14 protein-coding genes and 5 tRNA genes are annotated in these 14,317 nt (G+C 42.3%); all 19 read right to left on the bottom strand.

Annotated elements, in window-relative coordinates:
* Positions 1–92 (bottom strand): GTP-binding protein (locus EO115_RS05045; protein WP_018590913.1); only part of this gene is annotated, 92 nt, incomplete at its 3' end.
* Between the two features lie 182 nt (positions 93–274).
* Positions 275–889, bottom strand: a complete 615-nt coding sequence (locus EO115_RS05050; protein WP_126937900.1) for a hypothetical protein — start codon at positions 887–889, stop codon at positions 275–277.
* 30 nt (positions 890–919) lie between these two features.
* Positions 920–1,237, bottom strand: a complete 318-nt coding sequence (locus tag EO115_RS05055; RefSeq protein WP_126937901.1) for a type II toxin-antitoxin system PemK/MazF family toxin — start codon at positions 1,235–1,237, stop codon at positions 920–922.
* Positions 1,227–1,769 (bottom strand): Panacea domain-containing protein, encoded by a 543-nt coding sequence (locus EO115_RS05060; protein ID WP_126937902.1) that lies wholly within the window; start codon positions 1,767–1,769, stop codon positions 1,227–1,229. Before EO115_RS05060 ends, EO115_RS05055 begins: the two co-directional genes overlap by 11 nt.
* 103 nt (positions 1,770–1,872) lie before the next feature.
* Positions 1,873–1,949, bottom strand: a tRNA-Met gene (locus EO115_RS05065).
* 7 nt (positions 1,950–1,956) lie between these two features.
* Positions 1,957–2,032, bottom strand: a tRNA-Thr gene (locus EO115_RS05070).
* Positions 2,033–2,057: 25 nt separating this feature from the next.
* Positions 2,058–2,133, bottom strand: a tRNA-Met gene (locus tag EO115_RS05075).
* Between the two features lie 6 nt (positions 2,134–2,139).
* Positions 2,140–2,224, bottom strand: a tRNA-Tyr gene (locus EO115_RS05080).
* A 7-nt stretch (positions 2,225–2,231) separates the two neighbouring features.
* Positions 2,232–2,307, bottom strand: a tRNA-Thr gene (locus tag EO115_RS05085).
* Between the two features lie 420 nt (positions 2,308–2,727).
* Positions 2,728–3,870, bottom strand: a complete 1,143-nt coding sequence (locus EO115_RS08530; RefSeq protein ID WP_164724057.1) for a YadA-like family protein — start codon at positions 3,868–3,870, stop codon at positions 2,728–2,730.
* A 66-nt stretch (positions 3,871–3,936) separates the two neighbouring features.
* On the bottom strand, positions 3,937–5,325 hold the full coding sequence (locus tag EO115_RS05095) for a YadA-like family protein (protein ID WP_126937904.1): 1,389 nt from the start codon (positions 5,323–5,325) through the stop codon (positions 3,937–3,939).
* A 278-nt stretch (positions 5,326–5,603) separates the two neighbouring features.
* Positions 5,604–7,106 carry a hypothetical protein gene (locus EO115_RS05100; protein WP_126937905.1) on the bottom strand — a complete coding sequence of 501 codons (1,503 nt, stop codon included), beginning with the start codon at positions 7,104–7,106 and terminating at the stop codon, positions 5,604–5,606.
* Positions 7,096–7,761 (bottom strand): hydrogenase nickel incorporation protein HypB, encoded by a 666-nt coding sequence (gene hypB, locus EO115_RS05105; RefSeq protein ID WP_126937906.1) that lies wholly within the window; start codon positions 7,759–7,761, stop codon positions 7,096–7,098. Before hypB ends, EO115_RS05100 begins: the two co-directional genes overlap by 11 nt.
* 9 nt (positions 7,762–7,770) lie before the next feature.
* Positions 7,771–8,112, bottom strand: a complete 342-nt coding sequence (gene hypA, locus EO115_RS05110; protein WP_009353487.1) for a hydrogenase maturation nickel metallochaperone HypA — start codon at positions 8,110–8,112, stop codon at positions 7,771–7,773.
* Positions 8,090–8,938: a bifunctional 5,10-methylenetetrahydrofolate dehydrogenase/5,10-methenyltetrahydrofolate cyclohydrolase gene (locus EO115_RS05115; protein WP_126937907.1), complete on the bottom strand. Its 849-nt coding sequence runs from the start codon at positions 8,936–8,938 to the stop codon at positions 8,090–8,092. The genes hypA and EO115_RS05115 overlap by 23 nt, the downstream gene beginning before the upstream one ends.
* Positions 8,939–9,014: 76 nt before the next feature.
* Positions 9,015–11,000: a penicillin-binding transpeptidase domain-containing protein gene (locus EO115_RS05120; protein WP_126937908.1), complete on the bottom strand. Its 1,986-nt coding sequence runs from the start codon at positions 10,998–11,000 to the stop codon at positions 9,015–9,017.
* Positions 10,997–12,451: a CCA tRNA nucleotidyltransferase gene (locus EO115_RS05125; RefSeq protein WP_126937909.1), complete on the bottom strand. Its 1,455-nt coding sequence runs from the start codon at positions 12,449–12,451 to the stop codon at positions 10,997–10,999. Before EO115_RS05125 ends, EO115_RS05120 begins: the two co-directional genes overlap by 4 nt.
* Before the next feature lie 10 nt (positions 12,452–12,461).
* Positions 12,462–13,337, bottom strand: coding sequence for an L-serine ammonia-lyase, iron-sulfur-dependent, subunit alpha (gene sdaAA / locus EO115_RS05130; protein ID WP_126937910.1), 876 nt, complete (start codon positions 13,335–13,337; stop codon positions 12,462–12,464).
* Between the two features lie 8 nt (positions 13,338–13,345).
* The gene (sdaAB, locus tag EO115_RS05135) at positions 13,346–14,011 is read right to left on the bottom strand and encodes an L-serine ammonia-lyase, iron-sulfur-dependent subunit beta (RefSeq protein ID WP_126937911.1); all 666 of its coding nucleotides are present in this window, start codon (positions 14,009–14,011) and stop codon (positions 13,346–13,348) included.
* Between the last annotated feature and the right edge of the window lie 306 nt (positions 14,012–14,317).

Here is a 14,317-nt window from a genome sequence, read left to right on the forward strand (position 1 = left end):
GCTGCTGTTAAAGTAGTTTTACCATGGTCAACGTGACCGATAGTACCAATGTTAACGTGTGGTTTATTACGTTCAAACTTTGCTTTTGCCATTGTTAAAATAGCCTCCTTCAATACAAAAAAACTAATTACCTTTATTATATATGATTAGATAGAGAAATACAAATACAGTTTACTTATTTTATAGGAATTACAGGTGCTTTCATTCTACTTTTTAGATATTTCTATGAAAGTCTATCCTATCTTTATAAGAAACTATACTAACCCATCTGCTACTATGTTAAGAGCCCCAACATATATTGAATGTATGCACCTACAATTGCTACTCCTATATATAAAGCAAATACTTTCAGTTTCGTACTTTGTAATATGCGACTCATAATATGCACATCGACATATACAATCCAAAGTGCTACTCCTACTACCACAATAATAAGGAACCAAACGAAATCTGTGCTATGAGGGAGTATCCAGCTACCCAGGATTAATAGTATAGGGATTAAAAAGGCAATATATATATCGGAGAGAATTTTACCATAAATGAAACCTTTCACCACATCATTCCAAGTCCCTACAGATTTTGTCAGTTTATATAATCCATAGAATATAGCACTATTTAGATAAATAGATACTGTTTCAGCAATAAATATAAGTACAGCTGTTGCAACAATAATCAAAGACCCATAAGCAGCAATTTCACGATAATAAGCAGGCATAAAAAATCCAACTAATGACGTAAGAGTGGAACCTAATACTATACAAAATAAAAATTCTAACCCAAAAAATGTGAGCAAACCTTTTTTAATCGTTCCATATTGTGCCACTTGATCGGCCCCTCGCCCTATAGGATTTAAAATCAATGCCTTTAAATCACTAAACCATGATGTCATATGTACCGCTCCTCTCGCATAGATATATTATCATTTATAATATGCAATCAATTGCTGAATCGCATAGATATCCACCGCATCTAAATCACCAATTTTGCTTTTAAAGTCTGTTATTATTAATTTCAAAGGTTGACTCAGTCTAACTGTTGATGGTTTGGTTAACCCTGCATCACTCCAACGCATTAAATCATATTCCCCAGGATATGTATCCCTCGGCTTATGACTAGTGACTTTCAATGAAATAATAAAGGCTTCTTGATTCTCTAATACAACAACCGGTCGTATCTTTGATTCTTCTGAGTTTTCAAACTTTACAATCGCCCACCATACTTCCCAACTATTCGGCATAGTCACACTCCTGTGGTAACACTAAATGGTTAGATTCATCTCTTGTCCCAACGAAGTCTTTCTCTGTAAATGGCAATGTAAATTTATCAACAATTTCAATATGCTCATAATATTCTGTAATTCGATATTTCGGAATAATTTTATCGCCAGTAGAATAGTACACCTCATACCACGGTGTCCCTTTTTCGTGAGATTTATTCACCAAAGAAGATGTAGACATTGTGCTATATTTACGTAGAACATCTAACAAGTATAATTGCTCTTCTTTGGTCAACGCTTGTCTATCAAACGATTGATTAACAATCCCATTTCTTCCATATTCTTTAAAAGTTTTATAGACAGATTTAACAACTGGACCTAGATCCCAGGCTTCAAAATCTTCTTCAATCAGAGTATAACCTAATGATGAAATGCTCCCAGCTTGAGCAAAGTACAACAGTTTATTTAATCGTAAATTAGTCATCGCATCTTCATTAGGATTATTAGCAACTATTTCAATAAAAAATTTTGCTACATCTATCGCTTTAGCCATAGAGCCACCACCTTTCTATACTCTCATTATACAAAGCCAACCAATGAATTTCAATGTATATCTAATTTTGGGCATAAAAAAATCCCCACCAAAGTGAGGTTATTGGTGGCGGCACACGGATTTGAACCGCGGACACACCGGGTATGAACCGATTGCTCTAGCCAACTGAGCTATGCCGCCAAGTATATGGAGCTAGTGACCGGGATTGAACCGGTGACCTTATCCTTACCAAGGATACGCTCTGCCGACTGAGCTACACCAGCACATTCAATCACTAACGAATTAACATGGTTGCGGGGACAGGACTTGAACCTGCGACCTTCGGGTTATGAGCCCGACGAGCTACCAACTGCTCCACCCCGCGATGAAATGGTGGAGGGAGAAGGATTCGAACCTTCGAAGTCGAAGACGGCAGATTTACAGTCTGCTCCCTTTGGCCGCTCGGGAATCCCTCCAAAAAAATGGAGCTGGCGATAGGAATTGAACCCACAACCTGCTGATTACAAGTCAGCTGCTCTACCGATTGAGCTACGCCAGCACATTCACATGCATTAGTATACATGTCTTTATGTAGTTTGTCAAGAACTTTTTCTGCCTTGCAGTGCTGTTCCTGACTACTTGTATATAATAACATACCCCTATTTATAATGCAAGTATTTTATAAAAAATTTTTTAACTTTTTTGGGAAAAGTTTGCACACCCTCATAGTAACCGCTATTTTGCGTAGTAGCCTTGTTGCTTTCTCTTACTGACCAAATCACACAAATGTAAGAAAACCGTAACATACCTTCCCCCGTAGAACGCCATTTGAATAAAAATAGGATGGCGTTCTTTTTACTCACATTTGCAAACATAAGAAGAGCACGACATATTCCGGAGCAAACCTAACCACTGTATCAGTTTGCGGAGGAATATGTCGTGCTCTTCCCTTTGACCAATATTCAGTTAAGAACGCCACCTATTTCTTAGCCGAAACAAGTTGTTTCAACATCTCTATATCAGCCCGTAGTTGTCGATTATCCGATTGTAAATTAATAATAGCCTGTTCTTGACGATCATTTTGTTGTCGTTCTGCTTGTATCGCATCAGATAATACAGAAAGAGATGCATTGTCGCCAAATGCACCAACAGCTTTACCACCCTTACCAAAGCGAAGTGTAGCACCCAAGTTATAGATCATTTGACCATCTGAGAAAGCGGCCCCTGCATTAAACATCGTTCTTTCATTGGTATAATGCGCCACACCTAAGGCATAGCCCATTTTCTCTTCCTGTTTGCCTATACCTACCATAACTTGTGTTGGTTCATCTACTTTATATCGAATAGGTTTTAAGGCTGCCAAAGCTGCTGTCATGGCATTCCCTTGATGAATTTCACCACGCAATCCTTTAGCCGCTGCATCAATCGTTTTGTATGTAGCTGTTTCCAAGGATTTTAATTGAGCTACATTGACACCATCCGTATCTTCAGAGCCCGCTGCTAGACCTATCAACTGTCTTGTATCTCCTGTTTCCGAATTACCAATGGATACAGCACCTCTTGTAGATTGCCATGTACTGGCCGCAGTATTGCTAGTAGTGCCTTGTTTGTCAGTGCTTATCTGTAATGTCCCATTAGCACCTTTTACTACAAACTCTTTAGACGGATCATATCCTAGAACGCCTTTATTTCGGTTCCCTAATGTATACGATCCTAGCGCCACACTATCCGCAGCCTCTGTTTTAGCCGAGGTACCAATCGCTACCGAACCACTGCCACCATTCCCTGTAATCGCTTCAACGCCTATACTAATAGAACCGTCTTCACCATGGGCTTGAGCCTCTTTTCCCAACGCCATTGCATTTGTACCGGTAGCCTCTGCTTTATACCCCATACTGATAGCGCCTTCTTTAACACTTTTCGCATCTTTACCGATCGCTACGCCATACTCTTCTGCAGAAGATGCTCCAGCGCCGATGGACACAGAATGATTTCCAACACTCGACGCTGACGCCCCTATCGCTACAGAATAATCCCCAGAAGCATTACCTCCACCGGCTTCATAAGAAGCCTCATGTATTGCCTGCACACCTCCTAAACCTGTTGCTAAAATACTAGCCATTATTAAAGGTATAATACAATGTCTTTTCATCACTTACCTCATTTCATCCTATCTTTCACCATATATCTATTGTTTTGCCATACGTTTTAGCTGTTCTACATCTTGGTGCAACTGTTGATTTTCTAGTTCCAACTCTCGTAGCACTTGTTTCTGTCGTTGGTTTCTACTTTGCTCGTGCTGTAATGCTTCAAATAAAGTATCTATGGATAGATGATTTTTATCCATAATTAAAGCTGCTCTTTGTTTGCCTAATCGCAAAGTAGCTCCTGCATTATACACCAATTGGTTTCCTGAAAGTGCTGCCCCTGCATTCACCATCATTCGTTCGTTCCTATAATGAGCCACCCCTAAGGCATAACCGCTATGACCTGCATATTGCCCCACACCTGCCAACACTTGCGTTGGTTCATTGACTTTATACGCGACTGGTTTCAGTGCAGCAAGAGCCGCCGTCATCGTATTTCCTTGTCTCGCTTCATTCCGCAACTGTCCAATCGTTCTATCCAATGCACGATGAGCCGCCAAATCTAACGATTTTAGTTGTGCCACATTAATGCCATCAGTATCTTCTGATCCAGCTGCTAGACCTATGAGCTGTCTTGTATCCCCTTTTTCAGAATTACCAATAGATATAGCGCCTTGTCCAGACCGCCAAGTACCCGCTATCCGATTGATTTCTGCTTTCTTATTGATTAGCTCTGTACCTTTTTTCTTTAATAAATCATATTTTTCTTTCGATTGAGTCCTTATAGCATTTAATTCCTCTTGATCTGTCACTTCACCCCGTGTTAATTCACCTATTAATTTTGCTCTTTTTTCAGATAATTCATATATGTCCCCTTGAATCGTTTCATATTCTCCTTGCAAGACTTTATATTCTGCTTCTTTAGTTGCTATTTCCGCTTGTAATGCAGTAGGTAGCTGTAAATTACCCTTCTCGGGATCTTTTATAACAGCTATATTCAAAGGATCGTATCCAACTACACCCTCATCACGGTTAGTTACTGTTTGAGACCCTAGTGCAACAGAATTAGTTTCACGCGCCCTTGACGATTCACCAATGGCCATACCATTTTCAACACCAAAGAAAGTATGTGTCTTATAGCCAATACCCATCGATTGATATCCCTGTAATACAGCCAATCTTCCCAGTGCTATCGCATTGATAGCACGACCTAATGCATTATATCCAAGATTAGTAGACCCGTCATAACTACTTGCCCCTGCATATCCTCCAACGGATGTGCCCTTATCATTCGCCTCTGCATGGGATGTGCCCACTACTACAGCATCATCTCCACTAATCAGAATACTACCCCCTACTCCGACCGAATGGTCACTACCAATCTGTATCCCATCAGAAGCATAGGAACCCTGTCCTATTGCCTGCACAATTCCATACCCTGTAGCCAGCACAGTAGTCATCACAATGGCTGCTATCGACTTACTATTCATCCACTTGCCTCCCTTACTATTCTATTTACCTATTAATTACATATGAAACACTGACAAATAATACTATTCAAATCACATTTTGTCAAATAACCTTTTAGAAACTCACCCTCCCCAAGCGACGCAGTTACGCGTAGAAATAGAGTGGTGTTCTTTATTGCTTACATATACCAAATACAAGAAGACCGCAACATGCTCCTGAACAAACCTACCGTAGGATCAGTTTGAGAAGGAGTATGTTGCGGTCTTCCCTTTGCCCAACATCAAGCAAAGAACGCCACTTATTTCATAGCCGAAACAAGTTCGCTTTTCTTTTGAGTCGACAATAATATCTCTCGTATAAATTTATCATCCACAGTAAACAACAAGTATGTATTCGCTAATAGAGGGTGGCGATATCCATACACTGTTCCCTTACTAGGATCATGATGATTAGCAGGTTCTTCAAAATCTGGCACTCCATAGAGATAGAGCAGTAAGTATTTAGAATCTCCAAGTGAAATGCCGCGTTTTGTCGTACCAAGCGATGAGTTGATCATGACCAAAGTGATTTCATGATCCTTGTTATATGCGACGACTACATCCTTATACCCCAAAAATTCTTGGCCGTAAAGTTTTCCCTTTTCTTCCCAAGATCGATTCGGATCATTAGTAAATGGTGTACCTAAGCGATATCCCATCAAAGAAAAATCTGCTTCCTTCATTTCATTCGGTATAAACGTTTCTAATGTAGTGGCTGGTATCGCAAAGCGAGGCCAATCTTCGCCTTTAATCATTCCCAAATGTGCCACTTTTCCTTTTGCAAGAGAAAGCCACACATAGCCCACAGAACTGTTAGAACCTGCTAAAGAGTCACTACTATAAGAGTTCTTCACTAACCGTGAAAACTCCTCTTTTTGCATAGAACTTTTTGCAGATTCTGTTATAGTTTTTTTAAAAGGAAACCTCCCTTGATATAGCCACACCATAGAACCATCTTTAGTATTGCGCCACATAGCCTTCGGTGCGCCCCAAGCAAAGAGTACTTCCCCACGGGTAGCTCCTACATGCACATCCTTATGCAAGAAAATAGTGTCTTTATCTGTCCATAATAATTCTGGTGTATAGGCCATAGCATCTTTAGCTTTTATATCCTCTTTTGTATCCTTTTTCTTATCTGACTTCGATTCGTCCTTTGCAGCTGCATCAGTGTCTGACTTCGATCTGTCATTCTTCTCCATCGTTACATCAGAAGCATCTGTGCCTTCATCTTCAACAGATGTCACATCTCCATCTTCTGTAACAGATGCTTTCTTCTCTGTTCTTTCAGTAGTCTCTTTATTAGCTACCTTAGCATCTGTGGTTTTCCCTAGAATGCCTTCTAATTTCTGCTTTAGCGTATCCACTTCAGGGAAGGTCCAAGACTCTTGCTTCTTCGCTTCCACACGAGCATTCGCCTCTTGTTGCAGTGCTTGCACAAACTCATCTGTGATAACAATAGGTAGCACGCGTTTTGCTGTAAATGTGGTTCCTACATTCTCTAAATTATCTTCCTCTGACTCTACAAAGGATGCTTTCTTTTCTTTCATAAACGCACGGATGGCTGCTTCTTCTTCCACATGAAGTAGTGTCAAATCAAAAGTCACAGATCCTGCTGTAACCTTCGTAGGAAGTCCATGTTTCATAATGACATCCTTTGCGACTACTATGTCTGCCTTTGTAGATGGAGTTACATCTTGCGCCTGTACCCCTGCCATCCCCAATGCCGCGATCAGGCTCAAGGTATATGTCAGTTTATGCTTCATCTCTTACTCGCTCCTCTAACTTGGCTTTTAGCCATTGTATCCATTCTGAAAGTCCCGATTCTTGTGTGCAACTCACTTGGAAGATAGGCACTCCTGGTTGCAAAGAGTTAATATCTCGGATGGCCTCATCCATTTTGAATGGCACATATGGCAATAAGTCTACCTTATTCAATAAGACCGCTGCAGATTCTTTAAATATCAACGGATATTTCAGCGGCTTATCTTCACCTTCTGTAATGGAAAGGACCGTCACCTTCATATCTTCACCGATGAAAAATTCTGCTGGGCATACTAAGTTGCCTACATTTTCAATGATAATGACATCTAAGGCATCCAAATCTAGCTCAGCAATGGCTTCACGAATCATGTTAGCATCTAAATGGCAGCCACCAACCGTGTTAATTTGAATGACTGGCACTCCCGTAGCATGGATACGGTCCGCATCTTTATCGGTAAACAGGTCACCTTCAATCACAGCAATGCGATACTCCTTGGATAACTCTTGCAAGGTAGCTTCCAACAAAGACGTTTTACCTGCCCCTGGAGACCCCAGTAAGTTCATGACCATAATTTGTTTATCTCGAAATTGTTGTTGTAGTATTTCTGCAATGGCATCATTTTTTGCCAATACATTTGTCATTACTTGTACTTCCATAGAACTCCTCTAATCCATATCAATCGATGCCACTCGTAGTTCCCTGCCTTGTAATTCTTCCACAGCAAAGCTATGGCAATGCGGGCACACATGGCGGTAATCTTGTATTGAAAACTCTTGGTCACAATCCATACAGCGACCTTTCATAGGTATGGTCTCTACCTCTAATGTGGCTCCTTCTGCTGGTGTTCCCTGCGTAACTGCATCAAAGCAAAAATGCAACGCATCCGGCTCCACGCCAGACAGAACGCCAATCTGTACTTGAATCGCGTGGATCACACTACCTTGGTTTGCTTTCAGCGTGTCCAAGGCCACATCCACAATTCCCTCAGCGATGGCCATTTCGTGCATGATATGCCTCATATAATCCTTCTAACATCATCGTGGTCGTTACAGAACCAACGCCACCTGGTACAGGTGTGATAGCCGATGCCACTTCTTTGGCAGAATCAAAATCTACATCACCTACGGTCTGTCCTTCTAGGTCATTAATGCCTACATCGATAACAACGCAACCTCGTTTCAAAGCAGAGCCAAGGACCATATGGGCTTTCCCTACTGCCGCAATGACCACATCTGCTTGGGCTAATTCAGCTTCCAAGTTTTGCGTTCTAGAATGACAAATCGTCACTGTTGCATTTCGATCTAGAGCTAATAATGCCACTGGTTTTCCCACCACTTGGCTACGTCCTAGCACGACTACTTTTTTACCCGCTAGATCAATGCCATAATGGTCGATGATCGCCATACATGCTTTTGGTGTGCATGGTACATACCCACCTTTGCCAGAGCTCACGAGTCCAATATTATAGGTGGTAAGCCCATCAATATCCTTCGCTGGATCTAAGGCATCAATCACCGCTTCACTGTCGATATGTTTCGGCATTGGCATCAACGGTAACACACCATAGATACGTTCATCTGTATTGAATCTATGAATCACCGCTTCTACCTCTTCTTGGGTAGCTGTTTCCGGCAATTCCACTAATTCAGTATCGAAATTCGCTCCTTTTGCTACCTTTTCCATAAAAGTAGCATACATCTTAGCAGCACTATCGTTACCCACTAACAAAATACCTAGTGTAATGGTCACGCCTTGATTGACTAGTACTTGCATTTTCTCTTGTAGCACCGTCTTACGAGCCTGTGCTACTGGTTTTCCTAATAATTCTATCATGATATCCTCACATTCAGAATTTTTATTACATTAGTATGTTACACCTATCAGAGTATGTGTAAGCATTCTATCTACATTAACGACTAAAATGAACCGTTATAGATTCTCCTTGTTCTACCGTACTGCCTACGGCTTCATCTTGAGAAATGGCATAGCCCGTGCCATTGGGCTTGAACGTTAATCCTGCTTCATGCACCCAATCACGGACCTCCCCATAGGCATGTCCCACGAAGTTTGGCACAATGACAGAGCCATCTTTATTACGATGCACCGTCAATACCTTAGTTTCAGCTTTTGACTTGTCTTTATCACCGTGTTTACTACGAGTCGGCGAAAGCTTATAGTACCGCACTAATTGTGACATCACATCTTGGAATACAGGAGCCGCAATTTGACTACCATAGTAAGTACCTGCTGGATCATCAATCACAACTAATGCTACAAATTGGGCATCTTCTACCGGTCCATAACCAATAAAGGACGCAATATAACGACCGTTCAAATAGCCTCCATGTTCAGCATCTAGTTTTTGCGCCGTACCAGTTTTACCAGCAAATTGATAGCCTTCTACATACGCCTTATGTCCACCACCTTCGGAGACTTCTTTCTCTAAAATATCCGTAATCTGTTTGGCAATACTTTCAGATATCGGTTGACCTTGCTCCACATCTTGTGCCTCTTTATAAATCGTTCCATCTGGATTGACAATGGATTTGATAATATGAGGTTTCATCATTTTACCGCCATTAGCCAGTGCTCCAAAGGCTTGTACCATTTGTAACGGAGTCACCGCAATCCCTTGTCCGATGGACATAGTCGCCGTATCTAGTTTACTCATCGTCTTCGGATCAAAAAGGATACCATCCCCCTCAGCCGGTAGTTCAATCCCTGTCGCTTTACCAAAACCAAAGCGTTTTACATAATCCGTCAAAATCTCTCCACCTGTAGTCGTACCCAAGTACACCATACCTGTGTTGATGGAATATTTTAGAATATCTAGTAAGCGAACTTTACCACTACCTTTACCGTCCCAGTTTTTTATCGTATGCCCATCGATTAGAATGGTGCCCGTATCATTGTACACTGTATCTAGTTGCCACTTTCCAGCTGCCAGAGCGGAGGCGGCAATAATCGGTTTGAACGTAGATCCTGGTTCATAAATACTAACCACTGCATTATTGCGATAGTCTTCAAACTTCAACTTATTAATGTCCTTGGACATTCCCTTGTTCTTATTTGCCATCGCAATAATTTCCCCTGTTTTAGGGTCCATAATAATCATGGCCGCACTGCTAGCTTTTGTTTCTGCCATAGCCTTATCTAAGGCTTGCTCTGCAATGAACTGCACCGTTGTATCAATGGTTAGGTTCACCGATTTTTCTTGATTAGGCAAGAATTGAGATTGTACCGATTCAAATACAGGATGTCCTGCCGCATCATTGTAGATACTCACTTTTGTTTCATTACTGCGAATCACATCATCTAAGGCCGCTTCTAATCCAGCTTTCCCTTCTGCATCCGCCTGTCCTTCTTCATTAAATCCCACAAAACCAAGTACTTGCGCTAATAATGTATCGTTCGGATAATAGCGACGACTCTCCTTATGTAATCCAATAAAGTCATACTTAGCTGCTTTCACAGCCGCTTCTACTCCATTGGAGTTGGGTACATCCAATAATCGATCAATCCACACAAAAGCCGTATCTTCATTGAGTTTCTTGATTATCTCTTCTTTCGAAATCCGCACATAGGGAGCTAGCACATCAGCTACCTCTTCTGGTGACACATTCGCCGCTCGCATCATCGTTGGGTCTGCACTGACAGAGTTAACAGTGACACTCAAGGCTAGTGGGTTCCCATTGCGGTCATAAATAGTACCACGAGGAGATTGTAACACTCGGTCCGTGATAAACTGATTCGAAAATCGTTTTGAATATGTGATATTATGAATAATTTGTACATCTATATATCGGCATAATAAGCCGATAGCTAGTATTAATGTCCAAGTCAAACCCTTTCTAGACGTCAGGGTCAACCGTTTTCGTGCTGCTGGCACATTCATTCTTTATGCTCCTTTTTCATCAATCGATGATACTTGGCAATACCTGCTTCTTGTAACGCTTCTGGCGTATTGTCAAGATCTCCTCTTTGTACACGTTCCAATAAGGTAGTCATTACTTCCTTTGTATAAGGTGCTACCGTTTTAGGAAGGGTACGATGGTATTGTAAATCTTTCGTATGGACAGGCATAGATTTAGCTATCCGTACCATGCGCTCTCCATAGACTTGTGAAGGACCTATATCTTTAGTTCCACTACCGGTTACATCTGCGACCCCCAGGGCTGTTAAATATTCCATGGCCAGCACCAAGTCCGCCGTTTCTCGGAATTGACTTTCACCAGTTTCCTTATGAATCCATTTTCGTAGATCGGCACCGGCATTCGCCACATAAAAATGAAAGCGCATATGCCGTTCCACTAGCCATACCACCAAGTTCACAAAATCTTTGCCATACCCCAACCGTTCAAGAATTTGGCGCGCCATGGTAGCCCCCACATGATCGTGGTTATAATCCGTGATACGCCCCTTGTGAAAGCCTCGAACACCGTCCATACCTTTCCCCACATCATGGAGCAAGGCAGCCCATCGCAACACTAGGTTCGGTGGCACTTGCTGGACCACAGCTAACGTATGATTCCAAGCATCATGAACATGATATTCTGGCGCCTGTGGTAAGTCGACTACGTGCGTTAGCTCTGGCAGTATAGGAATGCGTCGTGATGTTCCGCCTGTGGTCTGTTGGCAACATTGTTCATGCAAATGGCTTCTTACCAATGCATCTAGGGCTAATGCCACATGGTCACTGAGCAGCATTTTTTCTACCTCTGTGCGTACTCGTTCCAAGGACAAGCCCTGCACCCGATACAAATTCGGTGCCACCCCAGTCCACGTGTCTGAATCTATAGTGAATCCTAATTGCCCTACAAAGCGGCAGAGTCGAAACATGCGTAATGCATCCTCTTGGAATCGTTTCTTACTGGCTCCAATTGTCCGCAATATACCCTTCTGAATATCTTGTAACCCTTGTACTTCGTCTCGAATGTCACCATCCACTGTCATAGCAAGACCATTGATAGTAAAATCTCGTCGCTGTACATCCACTAAAAAAGTAGATGGAAAGTCAACAGACACAGGGCGATGGCTATCTTCACCATACTGTTCATTGCGATAGGATGCCACCTCATATTCATACTCTTTCCAACGTACCACTACGACACCAAAGGAAACTCCCACCACATTCGTAGTGGTGAATCCAGCTTCCCGCAAAGTATGAATGGTATTCTCTGGCAAGGCCGAGGTAACAATATCATAATCATGAGGAATACGGCCCATCTGAATATCTCGTACAGCACCACCTACTATATAAGCTTCGTGCCCTGCTTGCTGCAATGTACGCAGCACCAATATAGCCCCTTCATAGACTTCAGTATCCCTATACGCCTTACACTCCATATATACCACCTTATTTTCGATTTGCTAAGCGATTCGTAATCTCCATCCCTGTTTTTGTTCTTGCCAACCCGCCTTCACTAGTTTCTCGCAATGCTTCTGGTAACGCTCGTCCAATGGAATCCATAGCGCCGATGACTTCATCTGCTGGAATACGACTGCGTAGTCCTGCCATCGCCATTTCTGCAGATGACAATGCATGAACTGCATAAATACCATTCCGCTTCACGCAAGGTACTTCTACTAGCCCCGCTACAGGATCACAGACTAATCCCAATACATTTTTCATACATAACGTCATAGCTGTAATGATTTCTTCGGTAGTGCCACCCATCATGTCCACAGCACAAGCTGCTGCCATCGCTGCGGCCGTGCCGACTTCGGCTTGACAACCGCCCACAGCACCTGCTACGCAAGCTTGGTTTGTGACTACATTACCTACCCCAGCCGCTGCTAGAAATCCGTTGATATAGGCCTCATCATCACAGTTGTATACTTCACCCACTGCTTGCATGACACCTGGTAAAATACCACAGGCACCAGCTGTAGGACAGGCTACAATGCGGAACATCTTCGCATTGGCTTCGTTTACAGAAATAGCATACCGCAAGGCGCGGTACGTAAGATCACTCAAAAAGATAGGTTTCCGTTCGTGCAATTGCTTCGCTTGACCACCAGACATGCCGCTCTTACTTTTTCGTTCATCTTGTAAACCATCTCGAACAGATTCTTTAAAAATTTGAACCCGATAGAGAATTTCTTTCACCACTTCATCTCGTGTAGAGCCAGTGCCTTCCATTTCTGCGCGCAACACCACTTCGGAAAAGGATATGTTTTCACGATCTGCGAGGCGCGCAATATCTTCAATTGTATCGTATAAATAACTCATAATCTCCTCTATTCCAATGGCTCAAAATACATAACAGAGGAAATGCCCGGCACTTCCTTGATTTGTTGTAACGCCCTCTCATCTACATCGGAATCTGTAGAAATAAGCATCACTGCTTCTGAGCCTTTCCGTTTTCGGAATACACGCATGCTAGAAATATTGACGCTTTCAAGACCTAGAATATGCGTCACCCCAGCAATCACTCCCGGTTGATCCGTATGGAACGCAATAATTTGATGCTCCTCCCCGGTAATGTCTACATCGATACCATCAATATTGGTGACCGCCACTCGACCACCGCCAAGAGAAGATCCCGTGACAGACATATGCTTGCCATCTTTACCGTACATGTTAAACCGTACCGTATTGGGATGACCTGCATCGACTTCAGATTCGATAAAAGTATATTGAAAGTTCTCTTGCGCCGCAATTTCCAACGACTCGCGGATACGCGCATCATCTGCATCCATGCCTAGTAGTCCAGCCACTAAGGCACGATTCGTACCATGTCCTTGATACGTTTTCGCAAAAGAACCATATAATGTCATAGTCACACTGTCAGGGCGCTCACGAAAAATAGACAAAGCCATCTTTCCCAGGCGCGCCGCCCCCGCTGTATGTGAACTAGATGGACCAATCATAACCGGTCCAATAATATCAAAAATACTACTCAAAGTAGGTACCTCCTATTATCTATGTAGGAATATCTTATGTATTATCTGTACCTTATATCATACCATACATTAGCCCTTCTCGTAAAAAAGAAAAGAACCTGATCTCTCATAAGAGAGACTGGTTCTTTGAATCTTTTCATATCATCCCGAACAGCAAACTAAACAAAGCGCAAGTTTGCAACTGACAACGCCACAAGCATACTCCCTGAGGAACACCGTTACGAGTAGCAGCCTTTGTGGTGCTCCTTTACTGCCTAAATCATACTAACACAAGAAGAGCACGACATGTTCCGGAACAAACCTACC

This window comes from Veillonella sp. CHU740 (assembly GCF_003992055.1).
GTDB lineage: Bacteria > Bacillota > Negativicutes > Veillonellales > Veillonellaceae > F0422.

What these genes read in the sequence shown, in the direction of transcription:
- EO115_RS05050 (WP_126937900.1), bottom strand. Translation starts at nt 889, where the DNA reads ATGACATCATGGTTTAGTGATTTAAAGGCATTGATTTTAAATCCTATA.
- EO115_RS05055 (WP_126937901.1), bottom strand. Translation starts at nt 1,237, where the DNA reads ATGCCGAATAGTTGGGAAGTATGGTGGGCGATTGTAAAGTTTGAAAAC.
- EO115_RS05060 (WP_126937902.1), bottom strand. Translation starts at nt 1,769, where the DNA reads ATGGCTAAAGCGATAGATGTAGCAAAATTTTTTATTGAAATAGTTGCT.
- EO115_RS08530 (WP_164724057.1), bottom strand. Translation starts at nt 3,870, where the DNA reads ATGGCTAGTATTTTAGCAACAGGTTTAGGAGGTGTGCAGGCAATACAT.
- EO115_RS05095 (WP_126937904.1), bottom strand. Translation starts at nt 5,325, where the DNA reads ATGAATAGTAAGTCGATAGCAGCCATTGTGATGACTACTGTGCTGGCT.
- EO115_RS05100 (WP_126937905.1), bottom strand. Translation starts at nt 7,106, where the DNA reads ATGAAGCATAAACTGACATATACCTTGAGCCTGATCGCGGCATTGGGG.
- hypB (WP_126937906.1), bottom strand. Translation starts at nt 7,761, where the DNA reads ATGGAAGTACAAGTAATGACAAATGTATTGGCAAAAAATGATGCCATT.
- hypA (WP_009353487.1), bottom strand. Translation starts at nt 8,112, where the DNA reads ATGCACGAAATGGCCATCGCTGAGGGAATTGTGGATGTGGCCTTGGAC.
- EO115_RS05115 (WP_126937907.1), bottom strand. Translation starts at nt 8,938, where the DNA reads ATGATAGAATTATTAGGAAAACCAGTAGCACAGGCTCGTAAGACGGTG.
- EO115_RS05120 (WP_126937908.1), bottom strand. Translation starts at nt 11,000, where the DNA reads ATGAATGTGCCAGCAGCACGAAAACGGTTGACCCTGACGTCTAGAAAG.
- EO115_RS05125 (WP_126937909.1), bottom strand. Translation starts at nt 12,451, where the DNA reads ATGGAGTGTAAGGCGTATAGGGATACTGAAGTCTATGAAGGGGCTATA.
- sdaAA (WP_126937910.1), bottom strand. Translation starts at nt 13,337, where the DNA reads ATGAGTTATTTATACGATACAATTGAAGATATTGCGCGCCTCGCAGAT.